At 30.9% G+C, this 22813-nt stretch carries 20 protein-coding genes; 16 read left to right on the forward strand and 4 right to left on the reverse strand.

Going from position 1 to position 22813, the window contains the following annotated elements:
• Positions 1-69 precede the first annotated feature (69 nt).
• Positions 70-471, reverse strand: a complete 402-nt coding sequence (gene ybeY / locus CPIN17260_RS00310; RefSeq protein ID WP_078440384.1) for an rRNA maturation RNase YbeY — start codon at positions 469-471, stop codon at positions 70-72.
• A 64-nt stretch (positions 472-535) separates the two neighbouring features.
• Between ybeY and queC the strand changes: the two genes are divergently transcribed.
• The 7 genes from queC (at position 536) to hcp (ending at position 8889) form a co-directional block, all read left to right on the forward strand.
• Positions 536-1201, forward strand: coding sequence for a 7-cyano-7-deazaguanine synthase QueC (gene queC / locus CPIN17260_RS00315; RefSeq protein WP_078440385.1), 666 nt, complete (start codon positions 536-538; stop codon positions 1199-1201).
• A gap of 14 nt (positions 1202-1215) precedes the next feature.
• Positions 1216-2493, forward strand: coding sequence for a DUF2130 domain-containing protein (locus CPIN17260_RS00320; RefSeq protein ID WP_078440386.1), 1278 nt, complete (start codon positions 1216-1218; stop codon positions 2491-2493).
• A complete protein-coding gene (locus CPIN17260_RS09085; RefSeq protein ID WP_157887311.1) occupies positions 2494-2652 on the forward strand; it encodes a hypothetical protein in 159 nt (52 codons plus the stop codon).
• A 13-nt stretch (positions 2653-2665) separates the two neighbouring features.
• Positions 2666-4663 carry a hypothetical protein gene (locus CPIN17260_RS00325; protein ID WP_157887312.1) on the forward strand — a complete coding sequence of 666 codons (1998 nt, stop codon included), beginning with the start codon at positions 2666-2668 and terminating at the stop codon, positions 4661-4663.
• Positions 4664-4756: 93 nt separating this feature from the next.
• Positions 4757-5230 (forward strand): ankyrin repeat domain-containing protein, encoded by a 474-nt coding sequence (locus CPIN17260_RS00330; RefSeq protein WP_157887352.1) that lies wholly within the window; start codon positions 4757-4759, stop codon positions 5228-5230.
• A 184-nt stretch (positions 5231-5414) separates the two neighbouring features.
• Complete coding sequence (locus CPIN17260_RS00340; protein WP_157887313.1) at positions 5415-7391, forward strand: autotransporter outer membrane beta-barrel domain-containing protein; 1977 nt, start codon at positions 5415-5417, stop codon at positions 7389-7391.
• Positions 7392-7560: 169 nt separating this feature from the next.
• The gene (gene hcp / locus CPIN17260_RS00345) at positions 7561-8889 is read left to right on the forward strand and encodes a hydroxylamine reductase (protein ID WP_069633118.1); all 1329 of its coding nucleotides are present in this window, start codon (positions 7561-7563) and stop codon (positions 8887-8889) included.
• Between the two features lie 36 nt (positions 8890-8925).
• Here hcp and dsbD read toward each other — a convergent pair whose 3' ends face one another.
• Positions 8926-10644, reverse strand: coding sequence for a protein-disulfide reductase DsbD (dsbD, locus tag CPIN17260_RS00350; RefSeq protein WP_069633117.1), 1719 nt, complete (start codon positions 10642-10644; stop codon positions 8926-8928).
• A gap of 211 nt (positions 10645-10855) precedes the next feature.
• On the opposite strand from dsbD, the gene CPIN17260_RS00355 reads away from it, so the two are divergent.
• The 8 genes from CPIN17260_RS00355 (at position 10856) to CPIN17260_RS00390 (ending at position 19186) form a co-directional block, all read left to right on the forward strand.
• The gene (locus CPIN17260_RS00355) at positions 10856-12793 is read left to right on the forward strand and encodes an FTR1 family iron permease (protein WP_078440391.1); all 1938 of its coding nucleotides are present in this window, start codon (positions 10856-10858) and stop codon (positions 12791-12793) included.
• Between the two features lie 23 nt (positions 12794-12816).
• Positions 12817-13338: an iron transporter gene (locus CPIN17260_RS00360; protein WP_069633115.1), complete on the forward strand. Its 522-nt coding sequence runs from the start codon at positions 12817-12819 to the stop codon at positions 13336-13338.
• A 56-nt stretch (positions 13339-13394) separates the two neighbouring features.
• Positions 13395-14762 carry a Fe-S-containing protein gene (locus tag CPIN17260_RS00365; RefSeq protein WP_078440392.1) on the forward strand — a complete coding sequence of 456 codons (1368 nt, stop codon included), beginning with the start codon at positions 13395-13397 and terminating at the stop codon, positions 14760-14762.
• Positions 14759-16039, forward strand: coding sequence for an ABC transporter permease (locus CPIN17260_RS00370; RefSeq protein WP_069637143.1), 1281 nt, complete (start codon positions 14759-14761; stop codon positions 16037-16039). The genes CPIN17260_RS00365 and CPIN17260_RS00370 overlap by 4 nt, the downstream gene beginning before the upstream one ends.
• On the forward strand, positions 16026-17168 hold the full coding sequence (locus CPIN17260_RS00375; RefSeq protein ID WP_069633112.1) for an ABC transporter permease: 1143 nt from the start codon (positions 16026-16028) through the stop codon (positions 17166-17168). Before CPIN17260_RS00370 ends, CPIN17260_RS00375 begins: the two co-directional genes overlap by 14 nt.
• A complete protein-coding gene (locus tag CPIN17260_RS00380; RefSeq protein WP_069633111.1) occupies positions 17169-17840 on the forward strand; it encodes an ABC transporter ATP-binding protein in 672 nt (223 codons plus the stop codon).
• Positions 17837-18340, forward strand: a complete 504-nt coding sequence (locus CPIN17260_RS00385; RefSeq protein WP_069633110.1) for a TlpA family protein disulfide reductase — start codon at positions 17837-17839, stop codon at positions 18338-18340. The genes CPIN17260_RS00380 and CPIN17260_RS00385 overlap by 4 nt, the downstream gene beginning before the upstream one ends.
• A 132-nt stretch (positions 18341-18472) precedes the next feature.
• The gene (locus tag CPIN17260_RS00390) at positions 18473-19186 is read left to right on the forward strand and encodes a TorD/DmsD family molecular chaperone (protein WP_069633109.1); all 714 of its coding nucleotides are present in this window, start codon (positions 18473-18475) and stop codon (positions 19184-19186) included.
• A 40-nt stretch (positions 19187-19226) separates the two neighbouring features.
• On the opposite strand, the gene CPIN17260_RS00395 is transcribed toward CPIN17260_RS00390, so the two are convergent.
• Together CPIN17260_RS00395 and CPIN17260_RS00400 are read right to left on the reverse strand one after the other, a co-directional pair.
• Complete coding sequence (locus CPIN17260_RS00395; protein WP_069637134.1) at positions 19227-20309, reverse strand: epoxyqueuosine reductase QueH; 1083 nt, start codon at positions 20307-20309, stop codon at positions 19227-19229.
• A gap of 3 nt (positions 20310-20312) precedes the next feature.
• Positions 20313-22118, reverse strand: a complete 1806-nt coding sequence (locus tag CPIN17260_RS00400) for a menaquinone biosynthesis decarboxylase (RefSeq protein ID WP_069637135.1) — start codon at positions 22116-22118, stop codon at positions 20313-20315.
• A 75-nt stretch (positions 22119-22193) separates the two neighbouring features.
• On the opposite strand from CPIN17260_RS00400, the gene CPIN17260_RS00405 reads away from it, so the two are divergent.
• Positions 22194-22736 (forward strand): isochorismatase family protein, encoded by a 543-nt coding sequence (locus tag CPIN17260_RS00405; protein WP_069637827.1) that lies wholly within the window; start codon positions 22194-22196, stop codon positions 22734-22736.
• The last annotated feature ends 77 nt before the right edge of the window (positions 22737-22813 follow it).

Below are 22813 nucleotides of genomic sequence, written 5' to 3' on the forward strand. Positions count from 1 at the left end.
TGATTTTATAAGCCAATTATGATAACAAATATTAGCTTATAAAAGTGTAAATATGATTGTTTATATTTATTATGAATTTCTTACTATCAAGCTATCAGGAAGTTCAAACTCAGCTATAACGGCTTCTTCTTTTTCTCTCATTTGCCCATCATCTGTTTCGTGATCATATCCTAGCACATGAAGTAAGCCATGAGTAAACAAAAGTGCCATTTCAGCCTCTTTGCTATGTCCTAGTTCATTTGCTTTTTCTTCAACCAAATCAACATTTATAAGTATGCAGCCAAGCGGCGCATGTGGCTGATAGACAAGTGGAAAGCTAAGCACATCAGTTGTTTTATCAAATCCACGCTCTTTTAAATTTACTTTTCTCATCTCTTCGTTATCAACAAAGCACAAATCAACATCACCAGGTGTTAAAAAATCGCAAATTTTATCTAGTATCTCTGGGTAGTTTTCATCACAAATTATCATTTTTTTTCTCTTTTTAGCTTATTTTTGTATAATTTTATCTAAAAAATTTATGGGGTGCAAGAGTATGAAAAAAGCAGTTTGTATAATGAGTGGAGGAATGGATAGCACCTTGTGTGCTGTTTTGGCAAAAAAACAAGGCTATGATATCGTTGCATTGCATTTTGATTATAATCAACGCACGATGAGCCGTGAAAAGCGTGCATTTAACGAGATATGTGACAAAATAGGTGTGGTAAAAAAGGTAGAGCTTGATGTTAGCTTTATAGCTGATATAGGTGCTAATGCCTTGACTGATTTGAGTATGGATATAAGAAAAGACGGCGTTGCTGATGATGTGCCAAATACCTATGTGCCTTTTAGAAACGGCATTTTTATATCCATTGCAGCAGCACTTGCTGAAAAAGAGGGGGCAGAGGCTCTTTTTATAGGGGTGGTTGAGGAAGATAGTAGCGGTTATCCTGATTGTAGCGATGAGTTTATAAAAAGCATAAATAATGCTATAAACAAAGGCACAAAAGACAGCACAAATATAAAAATTCATATGCCCTTAGTTCATCTTAGTAAGTCTGATATAGTAAAAACATCTTTACAAAACAACTCTCCACTTGAGCTTACTTGGTCTTGTTATGAAAACGAAGATGATGCTTGCGGACTTTGTGATAGTTGCAGGCTTAGGTTAAACGGCTTTGAGCTCGCTGGCGCAAAAGATCCTATAAAATACATCTCTTAGTAAAAGGATAAAATATGGAAAAACAAAGTATAAAATGCCCAAATTGCGGAGAAACAATAGACATAAACGACATACTTTATCATAAGCTAGAGAGTGAATTTAAAGAAAAAAATCTACAAGAAAAAAAGAAATTTGAAGATGAATTAAACCAAAAAAGAAGCGAATACAAAGAAGCATTTGCAAAGCTTAAAGAACAAGAATTAAGCATAAAAGCACAAGAAGAAAGCTTTAATGAAAGGCTTGAAAAAGCCACAAAGGAGCTTTTAAAACAGCAAAGACAAAAATTAAGCGATGAGCTTAAAAAAGAACTTTTAGAAGAACAAAGCGAATCCATAAATCTTTTAAAAAAAGAGCTTGAAGAAAAATCAAATCAAGTAAAAGAGCTAAACAAAAGCAAGGCTGAGATAGAAAAGCTAAAACGTGAAAAAGATGAGATGGAGTCAAAAATAAAAGCAGAAGCCGAGCTTGTCTTAAGCAAGCAGTTAAGCGAAGAAAAGGCAAAAATTCAAAAAATCTTAGATGAGCAAAACGAGCTTAAGTTCAAACAAAAAGAAGAGCAACTAGAACAGCTTAGAAAGCAACTTGTTGATGCTCAAAGAAAGGCAGAACAAGGCTCACAACAACTTCAAGGTGAGGTGCAAGAGCTAGCCATTGAAGAGTATTTGAGTGCAAAGTTTGCCTTTGATACTATTGAAGAGATTAAAAAAGGTGTTAGGGGTGGGGACTGTGTGCAGACGGTTCATACAAGAGAGTTTCAAAACTGCGGAAAAATTTATTATGAGAGTAAGAGAACTAAGGAATTTCAAAGGGCTTGGATAGAAAAATTTAAAGCTGATATGAGAGAAAAGGGTGCTGATGTCGGTGTTTTGGTGACTGAAGTGCTTCCAAAAGAGCTAAGCAGAATGGGGCTTATTGATGGTGTGTGGGTTTGCACTTATGAGGAGTTTAAGGGGCTTGTTGGTGTGCTTAGAGAGGGTGTTATAAAGGTATATTTAGCTAAAAAATCAGATGAAAATAAGACAGATAAGATGAGTTTGCTTTATGGCTATTTAACCAGCAATGAGTTTAAAATGCAAATAGAAGCGATAGTTGAGGGCTTTACTCAAATGCAAAGCGACCTTGATAGCGAAAAACGCTCAATGCAAAGAATTTGGAAACAAAGAGAAAAACAGATAGAAAAGGTGCTTGATAATACGATAGGAATGTATGGTTCTATCAAAGGCATAGCTGGAAACAGCATAGGAAGTGTTAAAGCACTTGAGTTAGCTTATAATGAAAAGGAGGAAAAATAAATGAAAAAATTAAAAATTTATTTAGAAAATTGTTACGGAATAAAAAAATTAGAAACAGAATTTGATTTTACGAAAAAAAATACTTATTCAATATACGCACCAAATGGCACCATGAAAACATCATTTGCTAAAACATTTAAAGATTTATCTAATTTATGATTCAAAAGATGAAGTGTTTAAAGAGCGGAAACCAATTAGAAAAATTACAGATGAAAAAGATGAAGATTTATTGCCAGAGCAAGTGTTTGTTATAGAGAGTTATAATCAAGAATATAGCTCTGATAAAATTTCTACTTTGGTTGTAGAAAAAGAATTGAAGCAAAAATACGATAAAATTTATACCGACTTAGACAATGAAAAAACAGAATTTATTAAAAAATTAAAATCTGTATCTCAAAGTTCTGATTGCGAAAGCGAAGTAATGGAAACTTTTAGAAAAGATAAATCAGATACTTTTTTTGAAATTTTGTTGAAAATTAATGAAAATTCAAATTTAGATATTAATCGTGAATATAATTTTAGATACAATGATGTTTTTGATCAAAAAGGAAATATTAAAAAATTTTTAGATAAAAACAAAGATTCTCTTAAAGAGTATTTTAATGAATATGATTCTTTGATTTCTAAATCCAGTTTTTTTAAAAAATCAAATAATACATTTGGAACATATCAAGCTCAAGAAATTTTAAAATCTATACAAGATAACTCATTTTTTACTGCAGGGCATGCCTTAAAATTAAATACAAATCAAGAAATTAAATCAGCTGAAGAGTATGAAAAATTAATAGAAAATGAAATTCAAAAAATTATGGAAGATGAAAATTTAAAAAAAGTGTTTAAAAAAATAGACAAAGCAATTTCTTCAAACAAAGAACTAAGAGATTTTAAGAAAGTGTTGGAAGAAAATAATTTACTATTGACAGAGCTTATCGATTATGAAAAATTTAAGGAAAAAGTTTGGGTTTCGTATTTAACTAAGTTAAAAACAGATGTTGAAAATATATTAAAATCTTATAATGAAAAAAAAGAAGATCTAAAAAAAATTATTCAATCAGCTATTGACACAATAACAGAATGGGAAGATGCAGTTAATGAATTTAATATAAGATTTACAAATATGCCATTTAGATTAGAAATAGAAAATAAAGATGATATGATTTTAAAAACTAGTGCAGTACCTATGCTAAATTTTATTTTTAAAGAAAATGAAAATGAAATAAGAGTAGAAAAAGGCGAGCTATTAAAAATTTTGAGCCAAGGAGAAAAAAGAGCTTTGTATTTGTTAAATATTATTTTTGAAATAATGGCTAGAAAAAAATTAGAAACAAAAAGTTTATTTATTGTGGATGATATTGCTGATTCTTTTGATTACAAAAATAAGTATGCTATAATAGAATATTTAAATGATATTTCTAAAGAAGAAAAATTTTATCAAATAATTTTAACTCACAATTTTGATTTTTATAGAACCTTGAATAGTAGATTTGTAGGTTACAATTTTTCTAAAATGATAAACAAAGGCTTGCATAAAATCTCAATTATAGATGCAAAATATATAAAAAATCCTTTTGAATATTTAAAAAAACAATTAGTAAAAAATGAAAAATGCTTAGTTGCTATAATACCTTTTATTAGAAATTTATTTGAATATACTTCGGGGATTGATAGCAATGAATATATATTTTTAACTTCATTGTTGCATATAAAAGAAAATACATACAATATAACAATTCAAGATTTAGAAAACAATATTAAAGCAATATTTAAAGATGTAATATTTGAGTTTACAAATACTAATGAGATTGTGATTGATTTAATATTTAAACTTGCTGAAGATATTATAAAAGATGATAATGAATGTTTAAATTTAGAAAATAAAATAATTATGTCTATTGCAATTAGATTAAAAGCGGAAAAATTTATGATTGAAGAAATAGGTAATGAAGAAGGCAATATTTCAAACAATCAAACCATTATGCTAATAAACAAATACAAAAATAAATTTAGCAAACAGTATGAAATTATTAAAGTATTAGAAAAAGTTAATTTAATAACACCTGAGAATATTCATCTAAATTCTTTTATGTATGAGCCAATTTTGGATATGTCGGATGAAAGTTTGAAAAATTTATATATTCAAATAAAAGAGCTAAATAATCCAAGTTTATGATTAAAGTATTGATGGTGTTATTGTTTTAGTCGCTAAAATAAATTATGATATAATCTTATAAAATCACAAAAATAAAGGCTTTTTATGGAAAATATAGAAGAAATAACCGAGCAAGATGAACAAAGATATGCTGAGCTTTGTGGCAAGGCTTTTGAATTTGCAAGGCATAATAAAAAAGAAGAGTTAGAAAAAATGATAAATGCGGGGCTTAGTGTGAATCTAAAAAATGAAAAAGGCGATTCGCTTATAATGCTTGCAAGTTATCGCAACTCGCTTGAAACGGTAAAAATGCTTATAGAAAAAGGTGCTAGGGTTGATGAGAGAAATGACAAAAACCAAACCCCGCTTGCTGGTGCTTGTTTTAAAGGTCATCTTGAAGTAGTTAAGGCTTTGGTTGAAGCTGGTGCTGACATAAATGCAAACAATGGCATGGGTGCTACTCCACATACCTTTGCTATGATATTTGGTAGAACTGAGGTTGTAAAATATCTAAATAGTGTAAATAAAAAACATAGTTTTTTACAAAAAATATTCGGTAAGATTTTTGGTTTATTTTCAGGTAAATAGCCTTATTGGTATATTCTGTTTTTTTAAAATTATCAATTCTTAGTTTTAAAAATTTTATACAAATATTTTTTTATATATTCTGTAAATATTAATTCAAATTATAGTTAATTATTTGAAATTTAAGAGCCTTTGAAGATGATTTAAGTTACCATTATATAGTATTGAATTATCAGGAGGAGTAAAAATGAAAATTTCAAAGATTGTAAGTGCAACTATACTTAGTATTGCTGTAAGTGGTTCCGCTTTTGGTGATGAGGCAGAAAATATAGAAAATGCATTAAAAAAAGGAGAAATAACAGCTAAAAACATAACAGAAAAAAATATAGAAGCAGCCAAACTAATAGCTGAAAATAAAAAAATTGAACTTAAATTAGCACAAGAAACACTAGCGGCTATAAATGCAGGTGAAGAAGCCACTAAAGAAAAAATAGAAGCATTAGAGGATAAAGTATCAGAAGTAATAGAATCAGTATTAGCAGCAAAAGAAGCAGCAAAAAAAGCAATAATTATAGCATTAGAAGAAGAACAAAAAGCAACAGCAGCAGCTAAAATAGAAGAAGCAAGAAAAGTAGTAGAGTATACAGATGAGCTATTGGCTGAAGCTGAAGCTCAAGTTTACATAGCCAAAGAAGCAGCAGAACTAGCAAAAGCCAAAGTGGCAGCAGAACTAGCAAAAGCCAAAGTGGCAGTTCCAGAAGATGCGACACCAGAACAAAAAGCAGAAGCAATTGAAAAAGCTAAAAAAGAATTTCAAGCAGAAATAGAAACTAAATCTAAACAAGTAGATTTATTAAATGATGCTTTAGCGGAAACTAATGTTAACACAGGTAAAGCTAATAAAGAACTAAAAGAAAAACAAGAAGCATTAAAAAAAGCTGAAGAAGAATATAATAAAGCTACTACAGCAGAACAAAAAGCCACTAAACTAAAAGTACTTAATGATGCTATAAAAGCAGTAGCAGAGGCTAAAAAAGAAGTAGGTGATGCTAATGCTGATCGTGCTATTCGTGCGGTTAGAAAGCTAGATAGTATAAGCAAAAATGTAGCAGAGTCTTTAGGTGATATATCAGCAGATAATAAAGTGTTAAGTAAACTATTTTCAGAAGGTGTTAAAAAAGAAGATATTGTTAAGGTAGTTGAGAATGTAACAAGCTCTGTAACAACATCAGTTGATTCAATGGCTAAAATATCTAATGTAGATATCATTAAGTTTAATACAGATCTTTCAACTGCTACAAGACTTGCAAGTCTAAGCAACCCATTCAATGCTGATTTAGCATTAGCAAGTGCTATTAAACATTTAAAAGATGATAGCTTTGCAAGTAGTGACGACAGTGCATTAATTAGCATAGTAAGAGAATACACAGATAGATTTAACTATGACAATAACCTATGGGGAAGTGTATTAGGTGGCAAGACAAGTGCTAAAAATGGTGCAAATCCAAAAATCTTTGGTGTAACTCTTGGTTATGATAAGAGATTTGATAATATGATAGTTGGTGCAACTACAACTTATACTCAAACAAAAGCAGACAAAAGTGATGTTGAGTTAAAAGGTAAAAATATCCAATTAGGTCTTTATACAAGAGGATACTTTGATGAGAATGAAGTAGATGCAAGAATCAACTTTAACTTTGGAGATAACAAGGTAAAAAGAACAACTAGTATAGGTAAAACTGATGGTAAGTTTGATTCATTTGCAACATCTTTTGATCTAACTTATGGTCGCATATATCAGTTAGACAATGATTTAATGATTAAACCACTCGGTGGTGTTGGATATACATATCTAAAAACAAAATCATTTGCTGAAAAAGGCGAGGGTGCTTTATCGTATAGCTCTATAACAACAAAAGTAGCTAACTTAAAAGCCGGTGTTGAGTTAAGAAAATATCTTGAATCTGGTGAATACTTCTATGTAACTCCTGGCGTAGAAAGAGAGATATTTAAAAATGTTAAAGATCCTATAGTTAAATTTATAGGAGCAGAGAATGGCATTAAACTAGTAGGTGATGATAAGAAAAATACTTACTTCACTTTACAAACAGGTGCTAACTTCAACCTAACAGATAGCTTAAGCACAAATATCAACTTTGGAACAAAACTAGGTTCTAAAAACAAGTTCTATAACGGAACCGTAGGTGTTAACTATAAGTTTTAATTAGTTAAGTAACTACACAAAGATACTCAAACAAGTATCTAAACCCCCTTTAGGAGTAAAACTTAAAGGGGTTATAATCTTACAAACATTATCCTTATCCTTGATATTTATCAATTACTAATTTTAAAAATTTCCCTAGAATGTTCTTATATTTTTTAAAGGAGAACATATGAGTGAAGAATTAAAAATGTTTTGTCATCAATGCGAAATGAGTGCTATTGATGGATGTGGCTCTCATGGTCAAAGTAAGGGAACTTGCGGTAAAACTGATACATTGGCTCGTTTGCAAGATACTATGGTTTTTGGATTAAAAGGACTTAGTGCATATCGCCACCATGCAAATGAACTTGGTGCTGATACAAGCTATGTTGATAAGGTTATGGCTGATACTCTTTATTTTACACTTACAAACTCAAATTTTAATTTTGATGAGCATATAGCACAATTATTGCAAGTCGGCTCTGCTGGTGTAAACGTTATGGATGTATTAAGTGAGGCACATACAAATGCCTTTGGTGTCCCATCTCCGGTAAAAGTTACTCAAAATAAAGTAGAAGGCAAGGCTATACTTGTTAGTGGACATAATTTAAATGCACTAAAATTACTACTTGAAGCGACTAAAGATAAAGGTATAAATATATATACCCACTCTGAAATGCTTCCAGCTCACGGCTATCCTGAGCTTAGAAAATATCCTCATTTAAAGGGAAATGTAGGTAAGGCATGGTTTGATCAGACTAAACTTTTTAATGAATTTAAGGGCGCTATACTTATGACAACAAACTGTATAGTTCCTTTACGCTCAAGCTGTGAATACTCTGATAGACTTTTTGGCTATCAAATAGTCGGCACAGATGGAGTTAGGCATATACAAAACGATGATTTTACACCTTTGATACAGTGTGCTATTGATTGTGGAGATGTTAGTTTGGATAGTGATGATGTTTTGGTTACAGGTGGCCATTATAAGAGCATATTGGGTCTTGCACCACAAATTCTTGATGCGATAAACTCTGGTAAAATTCGTAGATTTTTTGTTATAGCTGGGTGTGATGCGCCTGGAAAAGGTAGAGAGTATTATAGAGAACTTGCACTATCTTTGCCTAAGGATTGTGTGATACTTACATCTAGTTGCGGTAAGTTTAGATTTAATGATATTGATTTTGGAATGGTGCCTGATACGCAAATACCAAGATATATAGACTTAGGTCAGTGTAATGATAGCAATGGCGCTGTAAAAATAGCTCTTGCTTTAAGCGAAGCAACCGGTATAGCGGTAAATGACCTACCTATTTCAATAGTGCTTATGTGGATGGAGCAAAAAGCCGTTATTATACTTCTTGCTTTATTTAGCTTGGGTATCAAAAATATAAATGTAGGTCCTACATTGCCTAAATTTTTTAATGATGAGATAGTAAATTTCTTGGTAGAAAAATTTAATGTTAGGCTTATAAGTGGCGATGCAAAAGCTGATTTGGAGTATTATTTGAGCAAATAAATACTTTAACTTCTCTAAGAAATTTCTTAGAGAAGGTCATTTTATATCTTTTATTTTTTCTAAAAATTTTTCCGGCGATATATACCCTATCGTTCTTTTGTGTGAAATTTCTTGTTTGTCTTTAAACAACAATAAAGCGGGTGGATTTATAAGACCAAAGTTTTGAAGTAGCTTTGTATTTTCATCCTTGTTTTCGCTTACATCAATTTTTACAAGTTTAAACTCTTTTAATTTTTGCATTACATCTTTATCTTTAAATGTTTTGCTATCAAGTTCCAAACAACTAACACACCAACTAGCCCAAAAATCAACCAAAATAGGCTTATCTGATGTTTGTATGATTTTGTTTAAATCATTTAGTGTTTTTACTTTTTCAAATTTGGTTTGATTATCGCTTTGTGTGTTTGAGCTTATATGTAGTCCTTCTAACGGCGAAAGTGGGTCTTTTGAGCCTATAAAGCTTCCAAAAATAAGCATTAAAGAGTATATAAATATAAGTATAGCCGATGATTTTTGAAACTTCTCTATGCCATTTTTTGCACTTTCAAAAGCTCCTATATAAACAGCCCATATAACACCTATAACACCATATCCCAAAAGCTCAAAGAAGCTACCAAGTATTCTTGATAAAAGCCATATAGCCATTATAAGCATTAAAAATCCAAATGTATACTTTATGGTATCCATCCAAATTCCTGGTTTTGGTAAAATTTTTCCGCTACTAAGTCCTATGATAAGTAAAGGCACACCCATTCCTATACCCATGACAAAAAGCATAAGCCCACCATAAAATAAATTTCCGGTTTGTGATATATAAAGAAGTGCTCCAGCTAAAGGTGCAGCAATGCAAGGTGAGACTATCAATGCCGATGCAAAACCCATGATAAAAACACCAATCATACCTTTTTTATTGCTTGTTTTTTTGTTTATAAGGTTTTCAAGTTTTGATGGTAATTTAATGTCATAAAATCCAAACATGCTAAATGCTAGGGCTACAAAAATAAGGCTAAAACCACCAAGAACCCATGAATTTTGTAGCAATCCTTGAACACCTACACCTACGATACTTGCTAAAACACCAGCTATAGCATAGGCTAAACTCATAGCAAAAACATACACAGCTGATATTAAAAAGCTATTTTTTGAAGTTTCACTCTTTGATACTATAATGCTTGAAAGTATCGGTATCATAGGAAAAACACAAGGTGTAAGAGATAGCAATAGTCCAAATCCAAAAAATGTAGCTAGTGATAAAAATAGACCATTTGATGATAATTTACTTGCGATGTCTTGTTCTTCTGATAAAATTATCTCTTTTTCTTTGTCTTTTTTTAACTCTTGAAGTGCAATTTTTCCAAAATTTTCACTTATATGGTATTTTTTAAATTGTGGCTGATAACAAATTCCATTTTCCGCACAGCCTTGATATTCTAAATTTAGTGTGTTTTTATTGTCTGTTAGGTATTTTTGAATAAGCTTAGTGGGTATAAATATACTAAAATCTTTATCAAAAATTTCATAGTCTTTTTTAACTACTGCTTTTGGCATATTTAGTATATCTAGTATGCTTGTTTCGTTTATCTTTACGTTAAAAGTTTTTTTATAGACATATATATCTTTTCCTAGTTGGAATTTTATTTCCACATCATCGCTTGTTATGTGGTTGCTTATTTTAAAAGCTTCGTTTGTGTTTAAAACATCAGCAAAGCCAAAAGAGTATAAAAAGCTAATTAATAGTATAATTTTTTTTATCATTTTGCCTCTATATTAGATTGTTGCTTCTGATTTTACTTAAAAATATTAAATTTTTTCTAACTTGATATATAACACAATTTCATTAATTTTTTTGTAATTATATTTATGTTGTTATGTTTTTGTATTAAATTTTGATAACCGTTTTTATTTTTATTAAAGTTAAAATGTAGTAAAGTTATATCTTATATTTGATTAAACATGGAAAATTATTATGAAAAAAATTATTGTATTTTTATTTTTGCTATTTGCTCCTTTGATTTTAACTGCTAAAAGTGATGATTTTGCAAAAACTACTCAAGATATCAAAGATGCTTTAAATGTTGTTATAAAAGAGTATGAAGCTGGTAATGTTGATAAAGCTAAAACAGATGTTCAAAATGCTTATTTTGGTCTTTTTGAAGATATAGAAGGGGCTATTAGGATAAATCTTTCTGCTAAGAAAGCCTATCTTATGGAAAAGCAATTTGGAGATATAAGAAAAGCTATTAAAAAAGGCGAAACTGTCGCTCAAATTCAAAGTAGGGTTGATCAACTAAGCAAAGAACTCGATGAGGTTTTGCCTATAATTTTAAATGGACACAGGCTAGTTGGCGAGTATTCTGATACACCTAGCAATGAAGTTGGTGTAGCTGAGCTTGATTCGCAAAATTTTGCACCTGAGTGGAAATTTGTTTTTGAAAACATTAAAAATAGCTTGGAGTTAGCAAAACAAAACTATCAAGATGACAAAAAAGAAGAGGCTAAAAAAGCCGTTGAAGATGCTAAATTTGTCTATTATAGAAATACAAAACTAGAAGAAGCTATCAGAAAATATGCTGATAAAGGGCAAAGCTTAGATGGCGATATACAAAGAAAGATGAATGAAGCTATAGTTGGAACAAAAAATTCAATCACAAAAGATGATTTTGATACAAAAATAGATCATATTATAAGCCTAACTCACAGTGCTATATCAAAACTACCTGCTGAAGCTACAAAAATAGCTGATGTTAAACTACCTGATGATTTTAGCGATGAAGGTAATGGAACTGATTTTACAAGCGTTGTAGTAAGCATTAACACAAAAATGCAACAAGCACTTGATAGATACTTAAAAGGTGAAATTGATGGTGCAATGGGCGATGCTCAGGATATATACTTTGATGATTTTGAAGCAAGCGGTATGGAAAATAAAATAGGTGCTATAAATGTAAATCTTAAAACTACGATAGAAGCTAGTTTTGGTTCTGTTGTATCTTTGATGAAATCAGGAGCAAATAAAGAATCTATCCAAGAAGCTTTAACTAAGCTTGATTCTCAGCTAAAAGAGGCTTTGGAATTAACCAGCACTCAAAGCTCGCCTTGGACATTATTTGTTTGGTCTTTGACTATTATACTTAGAGAGGGATTTGAGGCACTTATTATAGTTGCTGCTGTTGTTAGTTATCTGCTAAAAACCGGCAATGCAACAAAAATGAATAAAATCGTATATAGCTCTATAATAACAGCTGTTGTTTTAAGCTTCGTTATGGCGTATGCTATGAACTTGATATTTGCTCAAGCTGCTGGACAAAAAAGAGAGCTTTTTGAGGGCATAACAATGCTTGTAGCTGTCGGATTTTTATTTTATGTCGGATTTTGGTTACTTTCAAATGCCGGAGCTAAAAAATGGAGTGCTTATATACAAAGCAATATTACCCAGTCATTAACTTCTAACTCTATTATGGCGCTTTGGTGGACTGTATTTTTGGCTGTATTTAGAGAGGGTGCTGAAACAGTATTGTTTTATCAAGCTTTGATATTTGATGCTAAAGATAGTGCTCCAGCTCTTGCAATGATTGGTAGTGGATTTGTTGTAGGTCTTGTTATATTATTGGTAGTATATTTTGTATTTAAAATATTTGCTGTAAAAATTCCTATCAAACCTTTCTTTATATTTACATCAGCAATTATTTTTTATATGTCTATAGTTTTTGTAGGTAAGGGTATAATGGAACTTGTAGAAGGAAAGATTTTTGTTCCTACAATAATAGATGGATTGCATTTTCCACCATTCTTTAACACATGGCTTGGATTTTATGCTTATTATGAGACTTTGATTCCACAGATTATTATGATTTTATCATTGGTATTTGGAATTTTTATTATGAAGAAAAAACAAATACAATAAAAAACTTTAAACAAGGAGAAAAAATGAACAAGTTTTTAAGTTCTGCATTAGCAGTAGGTCTTTTTGGCACTTTGAGCATGGCTGGTGAGTTTCCTATAGGTGAGCCTGTAGAAATCAATGGAATGGAGATAGCTGCTGTTTATCTACAACCAGTTGATATGGAACCAAAAGGTATGGATTTGGCTCCTAGTCAAGCTGATATACACCTAGAAGCTGATATACATGCTATCAAAGGAAATAAAAATGGTTTTGGTGAAGGCGAGTGGATGCCATATCTAAAAATTGCTTATGAGCTAAAAAATCTTGATAATGGCAAAATGAAAAAAGGAACTTTTATGCCTATGGTTGCTTCTGATGGTCCTCACTATGGTGCAAACCTAAAAATGGATGCTGGCATAGGCAACTATGAGTTGAAATTCCATATTGACAACCCAGAAAAACAAGGTTTTGGAAGACATGCTGATAAAGAAACAGGTGTTGGTAAATGGTTTGAAGCTTTTGATGTAACTTATAACTTCAAATGGACAGGCGGTCCTGTAAAATAATTTTTAAAGGGTGCTAATCACCCTTTTTATCCATCAAATAAATAGTTAGGACTTTTATGTCAATTTATTTCTTTCATGTTATATCTTCGTTTTTTGGTTTAGTCTTTTTTGCTGCCTTAAGTAACAAAACAAAATCTATTAAAATCATATTTTTACCATCTATCATAGGTGTTTTACTTGGTATATTGATTTTTAAATTTGCTAGATATTTTTTAATTGATAGCTATGTTAAGATATTTTTTGATTATATTGCTATTTTATTTTTAATAATATCTTGCTTTTGTATTTTTTTTGAATTTAAGCCAGTAAAAATTTTTACATTTGGTGTATTATCCTTATGTTTTGGTTTTTCTTATAGTTTAAATAGCTCTCTTTTTCCGCTATTTGACTCTCAGCTGCTTGATACAATGTCTATAATAAGCTTTTTCTTGATGCTTCTTGGTATGCTATTTTCTATCTTTATCTTTTTCTTAATCTCAAATTTAAAAGATAAAATTTGTACTCATATTGTTAAAACAGCATCATTTTTAGTTGTGGTGGTTTTATTGTTAGAAAAGATATCTCAAGCACTATTAGAATCGATGCGAGCAGGCATAGTAGCTACTCACTCTTGGCTTTTGTCGTTGGTTGCAAAAGGCATATATTTTAATAGTTTTGCTATTTATTTTTATGTTGCTTTGTCTATTATTATCGCACTTTTTGCTTTAAAATCAGCTCCAAAACTACATAGTAAAGATGAGATTGGTTCAAAAGAGTATCGCTTTTTGAAAGCACAAAGAAATTTTATATTTTCAAATTTCAAATATTCATTTTATATTATTTTTATATCTTTATGTTTTGTATTGTATTATGATTTGTATGCTTCAAAACCACCGCAAATATCAGACCCTACATATGTAGAGCCAAAAAATGATAAATTTGTTTTTGATGTAAAAGAATTAAGCGACAATAAGCTTCATAGATATGCTTATATAACAGATGAAGGTAAAGAGGTTAGATTTTTCTTGCTTAATCGTTTTGCTGATAGGGCTTCACCTGTCATAGTCTTTGATGCTTGTATGATTTGTGGCGATATGGGTTATATAAAACAAGACAATGACCTTATATGTATATCTTGTAATGTAAGGATATTTCTACCTTCTGTCGGCAAGCAAGGTGGTTGCAACCCAGTTCCTATGGAGTTTGAGTTTGATGGTGAGTATGTTACCGTTGATAGACAAACCATTGTTGATGGATCTGGCTACTTTAGCAAAGTGGTTGAAAAAATGGTTCTTGATCCGGTTTCAAAAAAAGAAGTTAGCAATCTAACATCAAAATCATATTTGTATTATGGGCATACATACTTTTTTGAAAATGAAAAAACTCAAGCCACTTTTGAAGCAAATCCTGAAAAATTTGTAGATACAAATGGGACATTAAAATGAAAAACACACATTTTCTTATGATTATAAACTCGCTTACTCGCTCAAAACTTCAAAAGCTTATGGCTTTTGTAACTGTGTGTTTGGCATCAACTCTTATTGCTTGTATGCTAAATATCACTTTAAAAATAGGCGATGAGGTCGCTAGTGAGCTTAGATCTTATGGTTCAAATATAGTTGTTTTACCAAGAGGAGAGAGCCTTAGTATAGAGATAGAAGGTAGAAACTTTACACCCTTAAAATCTCAAAATTTCTTAAACGAATCAGACCTATATAAGATAAAAGAGATATTTTGGAGAAATAACATAGTCGCTTTTTCTCCTTTTTTGGAAGGTAAAATGAATGATAGCAAGGGTAGAAACTTTTCTATTATGGGAACATATTTTGATAAAAATATTGGCCTTGCTGATGAGCCTGAGTTTAGCACAGGTGCTAAAAGTTTATTTGGCTTTTGGGGAGTTGTTGGAAACTGGGTAAAAGATGATAGCTTAGATGAGGCTTTGGTTGGAGAGAAATTATCGCAAGAATTATCTATCAAGGTTGGAGATGTTTTAAACTTTAACGGCAATGATATTAAGGTAGTTGGTATTTTAAAGGGTGCCGGAGATGAAAGCGGTAAGCTGATAGTTTCTTTAAAACTAGCACAAAAACTTTTTGATAAAATGGGTAAATTTCAAAAAGCTGAAGTTTCTGCTATGACAATACCAGAAAATGATTTATCTTTAAAAGCTAGAAAAAATTTAGATGATTTAGATAGTGCGGAGTATGACAAATGGTATTGTTCTGCCTATGTTAGCTCTATAGCTTACCAAATAGAAGAGAACTTTTCAGGTGTAAGTGCAAAGCCTAGTTTGCAAGTAAGTGATGCTGAAAGCCACATAGTAAAAAAGATACAAAGCCTAATGGGTATAGTTAGTATTATAGCTCTTTTTGTTTCATCCATTGGTATCACATCTTTGATGACTAGTGAAATTTATCGTAGAAAAAAAGAGATAGGGTTACTAAAAGCATTGGGTGCTAGTAACTTTGCGATATATACTCTTTTTACAAGTGAAAGTTTGGTTGTTGCATTTATAGCTGGATTGGTCGGTTCTTTTATCGGTTATGTTGTTAGTTATTTTGTTGCTTATACTATTTTTTCACACGGTATTGGGCTTGCTTTGATTATTATTCCACTTAGTGTGTTTTTCTCGCTTTTGGTTAGTATTATTGGTTCTATAATCCCTATGAAAAGCTTGATAAATTTACTTCCGGCGGAGGTATTATATGACCGTAAATAATAAATTTATTATGAACTTAGTGTATAAAAGCTTAAAAAATAGTTCGCTTCGCGGAGCTGTTATTGCTGTTTGTATCTTTATAGGTGCTTGTGTGTGTGCAGCTTTTGTAAATGTTTATTTGGATATAGATTCTAAGGTTTCAAGGGAGTTAAAAACTTATGGTGCAAATATGGTTTTTGTTCCTGCGGATATGGCGAAAAATGAATTTATAGATGAAAGCTTGATACAAAAAGCAAAAGAGAGTATCAATAAGCAAAATCTCATAGGTTTTGGCTCTTATCTGTTTTCCCAGTCAAACATAGGACCTACTGATGCTATTATAATGGGTGTAAATTTTAGCTCACTTAAAAAAATCAAACCATTTTTAGAGCTACGAGAAGGCTCTATGATTAATGTTGATTTTGATGATAAAAATGCCCTAATCGGGGTTGATTTGGCAAAGCAGACAGGTTTTAAGGTAGGAGACTTGATAGATATAAGAACTACCGGTTCAAATAAAGTAACAAAGGTTCGCATAAAAGGCATAGTTGCTAGTGGCGATAAAGAAGATACTTTGCTTATAGTATCTCTTGGCTTAGCACAAGAAATTTCTAATTTGAAAAATAAGATAAACTATGCCGAAGCTGTTGTTTTGGGTTCTTTTGGCGAGATACAAACATTATCAAATAAATTAAGCAATGATGGATTTGTTGCAAGACCGGTAGCTAAGGTCTCAAAATCAGAGGGTATGATACTTGATAAGATTAAGCTTTTAATGGCACTTGTTTCGCTTGTTATTTTGCTTATAACTTCTATGTGTGTAAATACGACATTATCGGCTATAATGCTTTCTAGGTCAAAAGAGATAGCTTTGATGAGAGCGCTTGGTGCTAGCAATAAAAATATTTTAAATCTTTTTAGTTTAGAAATTTTTTCTTTAGCTTTTATTTGCTCAATTTTTGGTGCATTTTTTGGATATATTTTGGCTCAAATTTTAGGTTTTGTTATTTTTGATTCTAGTATAGATTTTAGGATTTTAAGTATCCCTATCGCTGTTTTTATATCCTTACTTTTTGCTACGATTGCATCTTTTTATCCTATAAGAAGAGCATTGGGCGCTAATATGGCTGAAATTTTAAGAGGAGAATAGATGAATGCTTTAGAACTCAAAAGTGTGTGTAAACATTTTGGTGATGTTAAAGCTCTTGATGATATAAGTTTTGATGTTAAGCGAGGCGAATGGCTTAGCGTTATGGGGCCTAGTGGTTCTGGTAAATCAACTTTGGTTAATATATTGTCTTTGATGGATACACCAACTAGCGGTTTTTATATTTTAGGTGGCGATGACGCTAGCAAGCTAAGCCCTGATGATACTTTGAAATTTAGGCGTGAAAAGATAGGTCTTATCTTTCAGCAATTTCATCTTATACCTTATTTGAATGCTATTGAAAATGTAATGATAGCACAGCATTATCATAGTAGTGTTGATAAAGATGATGCGATAAAAGCCTTAGAGATGGTTGGTCTTGGCCATAGGCTTGATCACTTACCTAGCCAGTTAAGTGGCGGGGAACAACAACGTTTGTGTATAGCTCGTTCTTTGATAAACGACCCAGAGATACTTATAGCCGATGAGCCAACAGGTAATCTTGATGAGGCAAATGAGAGAGTGATACTTGATCTTTTTTGCAAGCTTAAAGAACAAGGTAAAACTATATTACTTGTAACTCATAATCCTGATTTGGGAGAGTATGGCGATAAAATCGTATATTTAAGACACGGAAAATTAGAAAAAATACGTGTGATTGAGAATAATAAATGAAAAAATATATAAAATATTTATTTGTTGGATTTATTGCTGTATTTTTTATCTCTTGTAATGACAAGTATAGCAAAAATCACATACTCTTAAATGACACACAAGGCATAAAAACAGAATATTTTCCTACCGATAGGCGTTTGAAAATAGGAGATAAACCATACTTTTTATTCTTTTTTAGTTCAAGTTGCGGGGTTTGCAAGGCTCAAATTCCTATTTTAAACGAATTAAATTCAAAATTCGGCGATAAAATTCAATTTGTCGGTGTTTTAGGTGGCACTAGGGGTTTTGATAAAGATATCGAGCTTTTAAAACAACACAATATAGAGTTTAAAACAACTAGCGATAAGGTTTCTGTTGATTATTTTAGCAGGGCTGTTGGTGGAGTTATGGGTGTTCCTGCAAGTTTTATATTTGACAAAAATGGAAAAATGGTTGAAAAATTTATCGGACTTATCCCTGAAAACACACTAAAAGAAAAGATTAAATTTTATACAAACTAAATCAAATATCAGTAGTTTTTCTGCTGATATTTTTTTATACAAATCTAAAATTCACAACTATATTTTATTTTTAAAAATGACTTATAAATTATAATGATATAATTTTAATAGGTTGATTTTAAGGGGGATTTTATGAATAAAAATATAGATTTGTTAAGAGCTAGAAGTTATTATTATGAGTTTTTTGCAACACCGTTTTTTTTCTACGAAGATGATAGAAAATTTTCAATTTGGAAAGAACAGCTAGCTTATATTCAGCAAAATCCTTTATCTCAAAGCGATAGCGAAAACTTTCAAATTTTAAATACTTTTGACTTTGATTCTTTTAAAAAAGAGCAAAATGATGTCTTATTTGATTTTAGTTATACAAACATACCATTAAGTGCTAGTTTTTACGAAGAGGGTAGAGATGATGGTGCTGCTAGGCTTAGGGTTATTGAAATTTTAAAAAAAAGTGCTTATTATAGAGACTTTTCAAAATGTAAAGATAGTGAAGATTTTGTAGGATTTATATTCCTTGCAATGAAAACTTTTATAATTGATGAGATAACAAATGATACAAATTTGAGTTTAAGCACCGAGTTGTTTTCTAGTGTTATAAATGGCTTTATAGATGAGCTTTGTGACAAACTTTACTCTCACGAAAAATCAGTATTTTTTAAAGCAATAGCTCAAATTTTAAATACCTTTATAGCTCTTGAAAGATCTATCCTTGGCATAGAAGCACCATACTTTAAGCCAGATCAGCAAAGTGTGGCTGATAAGGCTTTAAACAAAGTTCCATTTAAAACAAAAATGCCTACACCAAAATCAAAAATTCATTGGGAAGAATTCACAGCTTTATGATTCAGGTTTTAAAATATTAAATAGTACTGCATAAAAAGCACTATTTGTTGTCTAAAATTTTTAAAATCTCTTTGCTATCTTGGTATAACTCATTTTTTGCATAAATTTCATATTTACCAAGTTTTACATCATCTAGTATTATTATCGGATTTAGGCTCATTGTTCCGCTTAATTCTTCTCTTATTTTAAGCTCGTTTTCTATGCTTAATGGGTTTTTGCAAAGTTGTGTTGTGTCTTTGAAATTTGTATTAAAAAGAGTGTTAAATCTCGATATTGATAAAAGCACGATTCCATCACGCAAATTTGTATTTTCATCTACTTGTTCTTGTAAATTAAACTTTATAAAATTTCTTTTAAAATTTGAATAAAGCATAAAATAACTAGGTATTGTTTTGCCATCAAACTTAACAAATGCCCTAAGAAGTCGGTAGTTTAAGAAAGAGTTTCTTTTTAGAGTAAAGATTATCCCTTTTTCTTCACACTCTCTTACGTTTTTATAAAGTTCTAATCTCTCTTCTATGCTTCCGGGCATTATCCTTGCATTTATTTCGCTACAAAGTTCGCTAAGTGGAAGCTTTTGTGCCTCTCTTTGTTTAGAAAGTCCAAATATACAGCCACAATAATTTTGATGATATAATTTATCTTTTTTTGCTAATGTAAATTGTTTGTTTGTTCCACCATTTTTGCGGTAATCTTTTGCATAAATTTCTATCTGTGTGTTTTCAACAGCCTTTTTTAAAGAATTTGTTAATTGTTCAAAGTCTTTTTTTGGACTCATTAAAAGAGTGGTCGTTATGGTTTTTTCTCCTATTTCGGTAGCTTTTTTTGCACTATTTCCAACCCTAAAATCAAAACAATAACTACATCTTTTGCCTTTTTCTGGCTCATCTTCTAGTCCTTTTGTGCCTTGTAACCAACTATCATAGTCATAATCCCCACAAATAAGCTTTATTCCAAGCTTATCACAAGAGCGTTTTACATCTTCAAATCTTAGTAAAAACTCACTATATGGATGTATGTTTGGGTCATAAAAATAACCAACCAAATTCTCATCTGGCAAATCAGCTCTTAATTTTTGTAAAAAATAATGACTATCAACAGAACAACAAATATGAATCAACATCCTTTAACCAAAAATTTCAAATTTTTCAAATAAATCAGGGTTGTCTTTGACTATCCCCCTTTTTATAAGGCTATCAACTACTTCACGAGTACAGTCAGTTTGTTTTGGCCATTCTCTTTCGTATCCATCTTGTGTATTTTTTGGTGTTGCATCTACACAAAATCTACTATCTTTTATATAAATATCACGGATAGCATCTATATTGTTTACTACTCTCCAAGTTAGCATGTATGGGTTATTTATCCTGTTTTGTTCATTAACAAATATGAGAATTTTAAAATAATCTTTTATTTCTAATAACTTTTCAAAGAGATCTTTTATTGGCTCTTTTTTTGCAAATTTTATTATACATATTGGGTTTTTTGTATCTGTTTTGTATTGTTTAAGTTCTAAAATATCATTTGAAATTTCTTTAAACTTAGCCAATAATTCATTATCGCTTATGGTATTTATACCATCATCGGACAAATCCATTGTGGCATCTATGCCTAGTTTTCCGCCATAACAAGAGTTTGGCGAAGCGTGATCTAGCTGGTCGCAAACCCCTTCTGATATAAGAAGTGATTTTTCTCCAAAACGATTTAGAACATAGGTACTAAACGCATCTAAATTTTGTAGTTCCGGCGCATTTTCATCAACAAAAATAGCATGTTTTACAAAGCTCATCTGTCCAACACCCCAAAAAGCATGCATTGCTTGTTTGGCGTGACCTGGATAAAGGGTTTTTAGTTTTGCTAAGATTAGATTGTGAAAAACACCATTTTCTGGCATATAATAATCATTTAGTTCAGGCACTGTTGTTTTTAAAAGCGGTAAGAAAATTCTCTCTGTAGCCCAACCCATATATTTGTCCTCAAGCGGTGGTTTCCCGACAACTGTTGCATGAAATATAGGATCTTTTTTTTGTGTGATAGCAGTTACATCCATAACCGGAAAAGGCTCTATCGGGGTATAAAAGCCAGTATGATCTCCAAAAGGACCTTCAAGCTCAGTCTTGCTCGTATCTACAAATCCCTCTATAACAAAATCAGCATCGTGAGGTACTAAAATATCATTTGTTATGCTTTTTACAAGTTTTGCCGGTTCTTTTCTTATAAAACCATACAATAAAAGCTCAAAAATACCCTTAGGCAATGGCGCCTGACCGCACCAAATATACAAAGGATCTCCGCCTATAGCTACACTAACTGGCATTTTCTTGCCTGCTTTTTTGTATTCGTGAAAAAAATTTGCACCATCTTTGTGTATCTGCCAATGCATACCAAGCCTGTTCTTATCATATATTTGTAATCTATACATGCCTAGGTTTGAAAGTTCTCCATTAAGGCTTTTGGTATAAACTTGCCCCATTGTTATAAATCTTCCGCCATCAAGCTCCCAAGTTTTTAGCGCTGGAAGGTCAAGTAAATTTACATCTTCGTTAAGGTGTACTATTTCTTGAGCTTGTGCATTTTTATCTATTTGCTTTGTAAAAACTTTTTTCATGCTAAACAGATATGATAAAAAATCAATTTTTTGCATTAAATTTTTTGGTTTTTTTGGTTTTAAAAGAGCTTGAATTTCATCTGCTATATCATCAGGATGTCTTTTAAAAATTAGCTCTAATGCTTTTTTTGAGCCATATATGTTCGTTAAAACCGGTGGATATTTTTTACCATTTTTGTCTATAACATTTGTAAACAAAATAGCCTTGCTATCTTCTTTTTTAACCTCAATATAGCTTATATGTCCTATTTCAAGGTCTAAGTCTACCGGTTGTTTTATCTTTGTTAAAAGCCCATTTTCTTCTAAAAGTTTTATATAATCCATAATAATTTACCTATTTTTTGAAATTTATATTATTATATAATAAAAAAGTATTTTTTTATTAAATTTGGAGTTGATATGAATTTATTAGTTGTTGATATGCAAAATGATTTTATAAGTGGAACACTTGCTTGTCCAAATGCTTTGGAAATTCTGAAAAAAGTAGTAGATTTTATTAAAAACTTTGACGGAAATGTCTATTATTCTTTAGATTGGCATGAGTCTGATCATTGCAGTTTTATCCAAAATGGGGGTATTTGGCCCATTCATTGTGTAGCTGAAAGCTTTGGCGCTTCTTTGGATAATGAATTTTATACAAAATTACCAGCACAAAAATCTCCAAATGCAGATAATATGTTCTTTAAAGGTATGTTAAAAGAGCAATATTCTGCATTTAAAGCTACAAATAAAGATAGTGTATTTTTGTCTGATATTATAAATAATGATGTTCTTATTGTTGGTATAGCACTAGAATATTGTGTTTTACAAACTGCAATTGATTTTAAAAAAGCAGGTTTTGATGTAAAAGTAGATTTAAATTTATGCGCTTGTGTGAACAAAAGCAAGGTAGATGATGTTATTTTTAAATTTAAAAACGAAGGAATTAAATTTAATACTTAATTAATAATCTCAATATTAAATTTATATAATGATTTAAATTAGCTCCTATTTCAATAAAAACAATATATTGTATTTAG

This window comes from Campylobacter pinnipediorum subsp. pinnipediorum, assembly GCF_002021925.1.
In the GTDB taxonomy this organism is placed as follows: domain Bacteria; phylum Campylobacterota; class Campylobacteria; order Campylobacterales; family Campylobacteraceae; genus Campylobacter_A; species Campylobacter_A pinnipediorum.

What these genes read in the sequence shown, in the direction of transcription:
- CPIN17260_RS00375 (WP_069633112.1), top strand. Translation starts at nt 16,026, where the DNA reads ATGACCGTAAATAATAAATTTATTATGAACTTAGTGTATAAAAGCTTA.
- CPIN17260_RS00380 (WP_069633111.1), top strand. Translation starts at nt 17,169, where the DNA reads ATGAATGCTTTAGAACTCAAAAGTGTGTGTAAACATTTTGGTGATGTT.
- CPIN17260_RS00400 (WP_069637135.1), bottom strand. Translation starts at nt 22,118, where the DNA reads ATGGATTATATAAAACTTTTAGAAGAAAATGGGCTTTTAACAAAGATA.
- queC (WP_078440385.1), top strand. Translation starts at nt 536, where the DNA reads ATGAAAAAAGCAGTTTGTATAATGAGTGGAGGAATGGATAGCACCTTG.
- CPIN17260_RS00340 (WP_157887313.1), top strand. Translation starts at nt 5,415, where the DNA reads ATGAAAATTTCAAAGATTGTAAGTGCAACTATACTTAGTATTGCTGTA.
- CPIN17260_RS00390 (WP_069633109.1), top strand. Translation starts at nt 18,473, where the DNA reads ATGAATAAAAATATAGATTTGTTAAGAGCTAGAAGTTATTATTATGAG.
- CPIN17260_RS00360 (WP_069633115.1), top strand. Translation starts at nt 12,817, where the DNA reads ATGAACAAGTTTTTAAGTTCTGCATTAGCAGTAGGTCTTTTTGGCACT.
- CPIN17260_RS00320 (WP_078440386.1), top strand. Translation starts at nt 1,216, where the DNA reads ATGGAAAAACAAAGTATAAAATGCCCAAATTGCGGAGAAACAATAGAC.
- CPIN17260_RS00365 (WP_078440392.1), top strand. Translation starts at nt 13,395, where the DNA reads ATGTCAATTTATTTCTTTCATGTTATATCTTCGTTTTTTGGTTTAGTC.
- dsbD (WP_069633117.1), bottom strand. Translation starts at nt 10,644, where the DNA reads ATGATAAAAAAAATTATACTATTAATTAGCTTTTTATACTCTTTTGGC.
- CPIN17260_RS00370 (WP_069637143.1), top strand. Translation starts at nt 14,759, where the DNA reads ATGAAAAACACACATTTTCTTATGATTATAAACTCGCTTACTCGCTCA.
- ybeY (WP_078440384.1), bottom strand. Translation starts at nt 471, where the DNA reads ATGATAATTTGTGATGAAAACTACCCAGAGATACTAGATAAAATTTGC.
- hcp (WP_069633118.1), top strand. Translation starts at nt 7,561, where the DNA reads ATGAGTGAAGAATTAAAAATGTTTTGTCATCAATGCGAAATGAGTGCT.
- CPIN17260_RS00405 (WP_069637827.1), top strand. Translation starts at nt 22,194, where the DNA reads ATGAATTTATTAGTTGTTGATATGCAAAATGATTTTATAAGTGGAACA.
- CPIN17260_RS09085 (WP_157887311.1), top strand. Translation starts at nt 2,494, where the DNA reads ATGAAAAAATTAAAAATTTATTTAGAAAATTGTTACGGAATAAAAAAA.
- CPIN17260_RS00385 (WP_069633110.1), top strand. Translation starts at nt 17,837, where the DNA reads ATGAAAAAATATATAAAATATTTATTTGTTGGATTTATTGCTGTATTT.
- CPIN17260_RS00395 (WP_069637134.1), bottom strand. Translation starts at nt 20,309, where the DNA reads ATGTTGATTCATATTTGTTGTTCTGTTGATAGTCATTATTTTTTACAA.
- CPIN17260_RS00355 (WP_078440391.1), top strand. Translation starts at nt 10,856, where the DNA reads ATGAAAAAAATTATTGTATTTTTATTTTTGCTATTTGCTCCTTTGATT.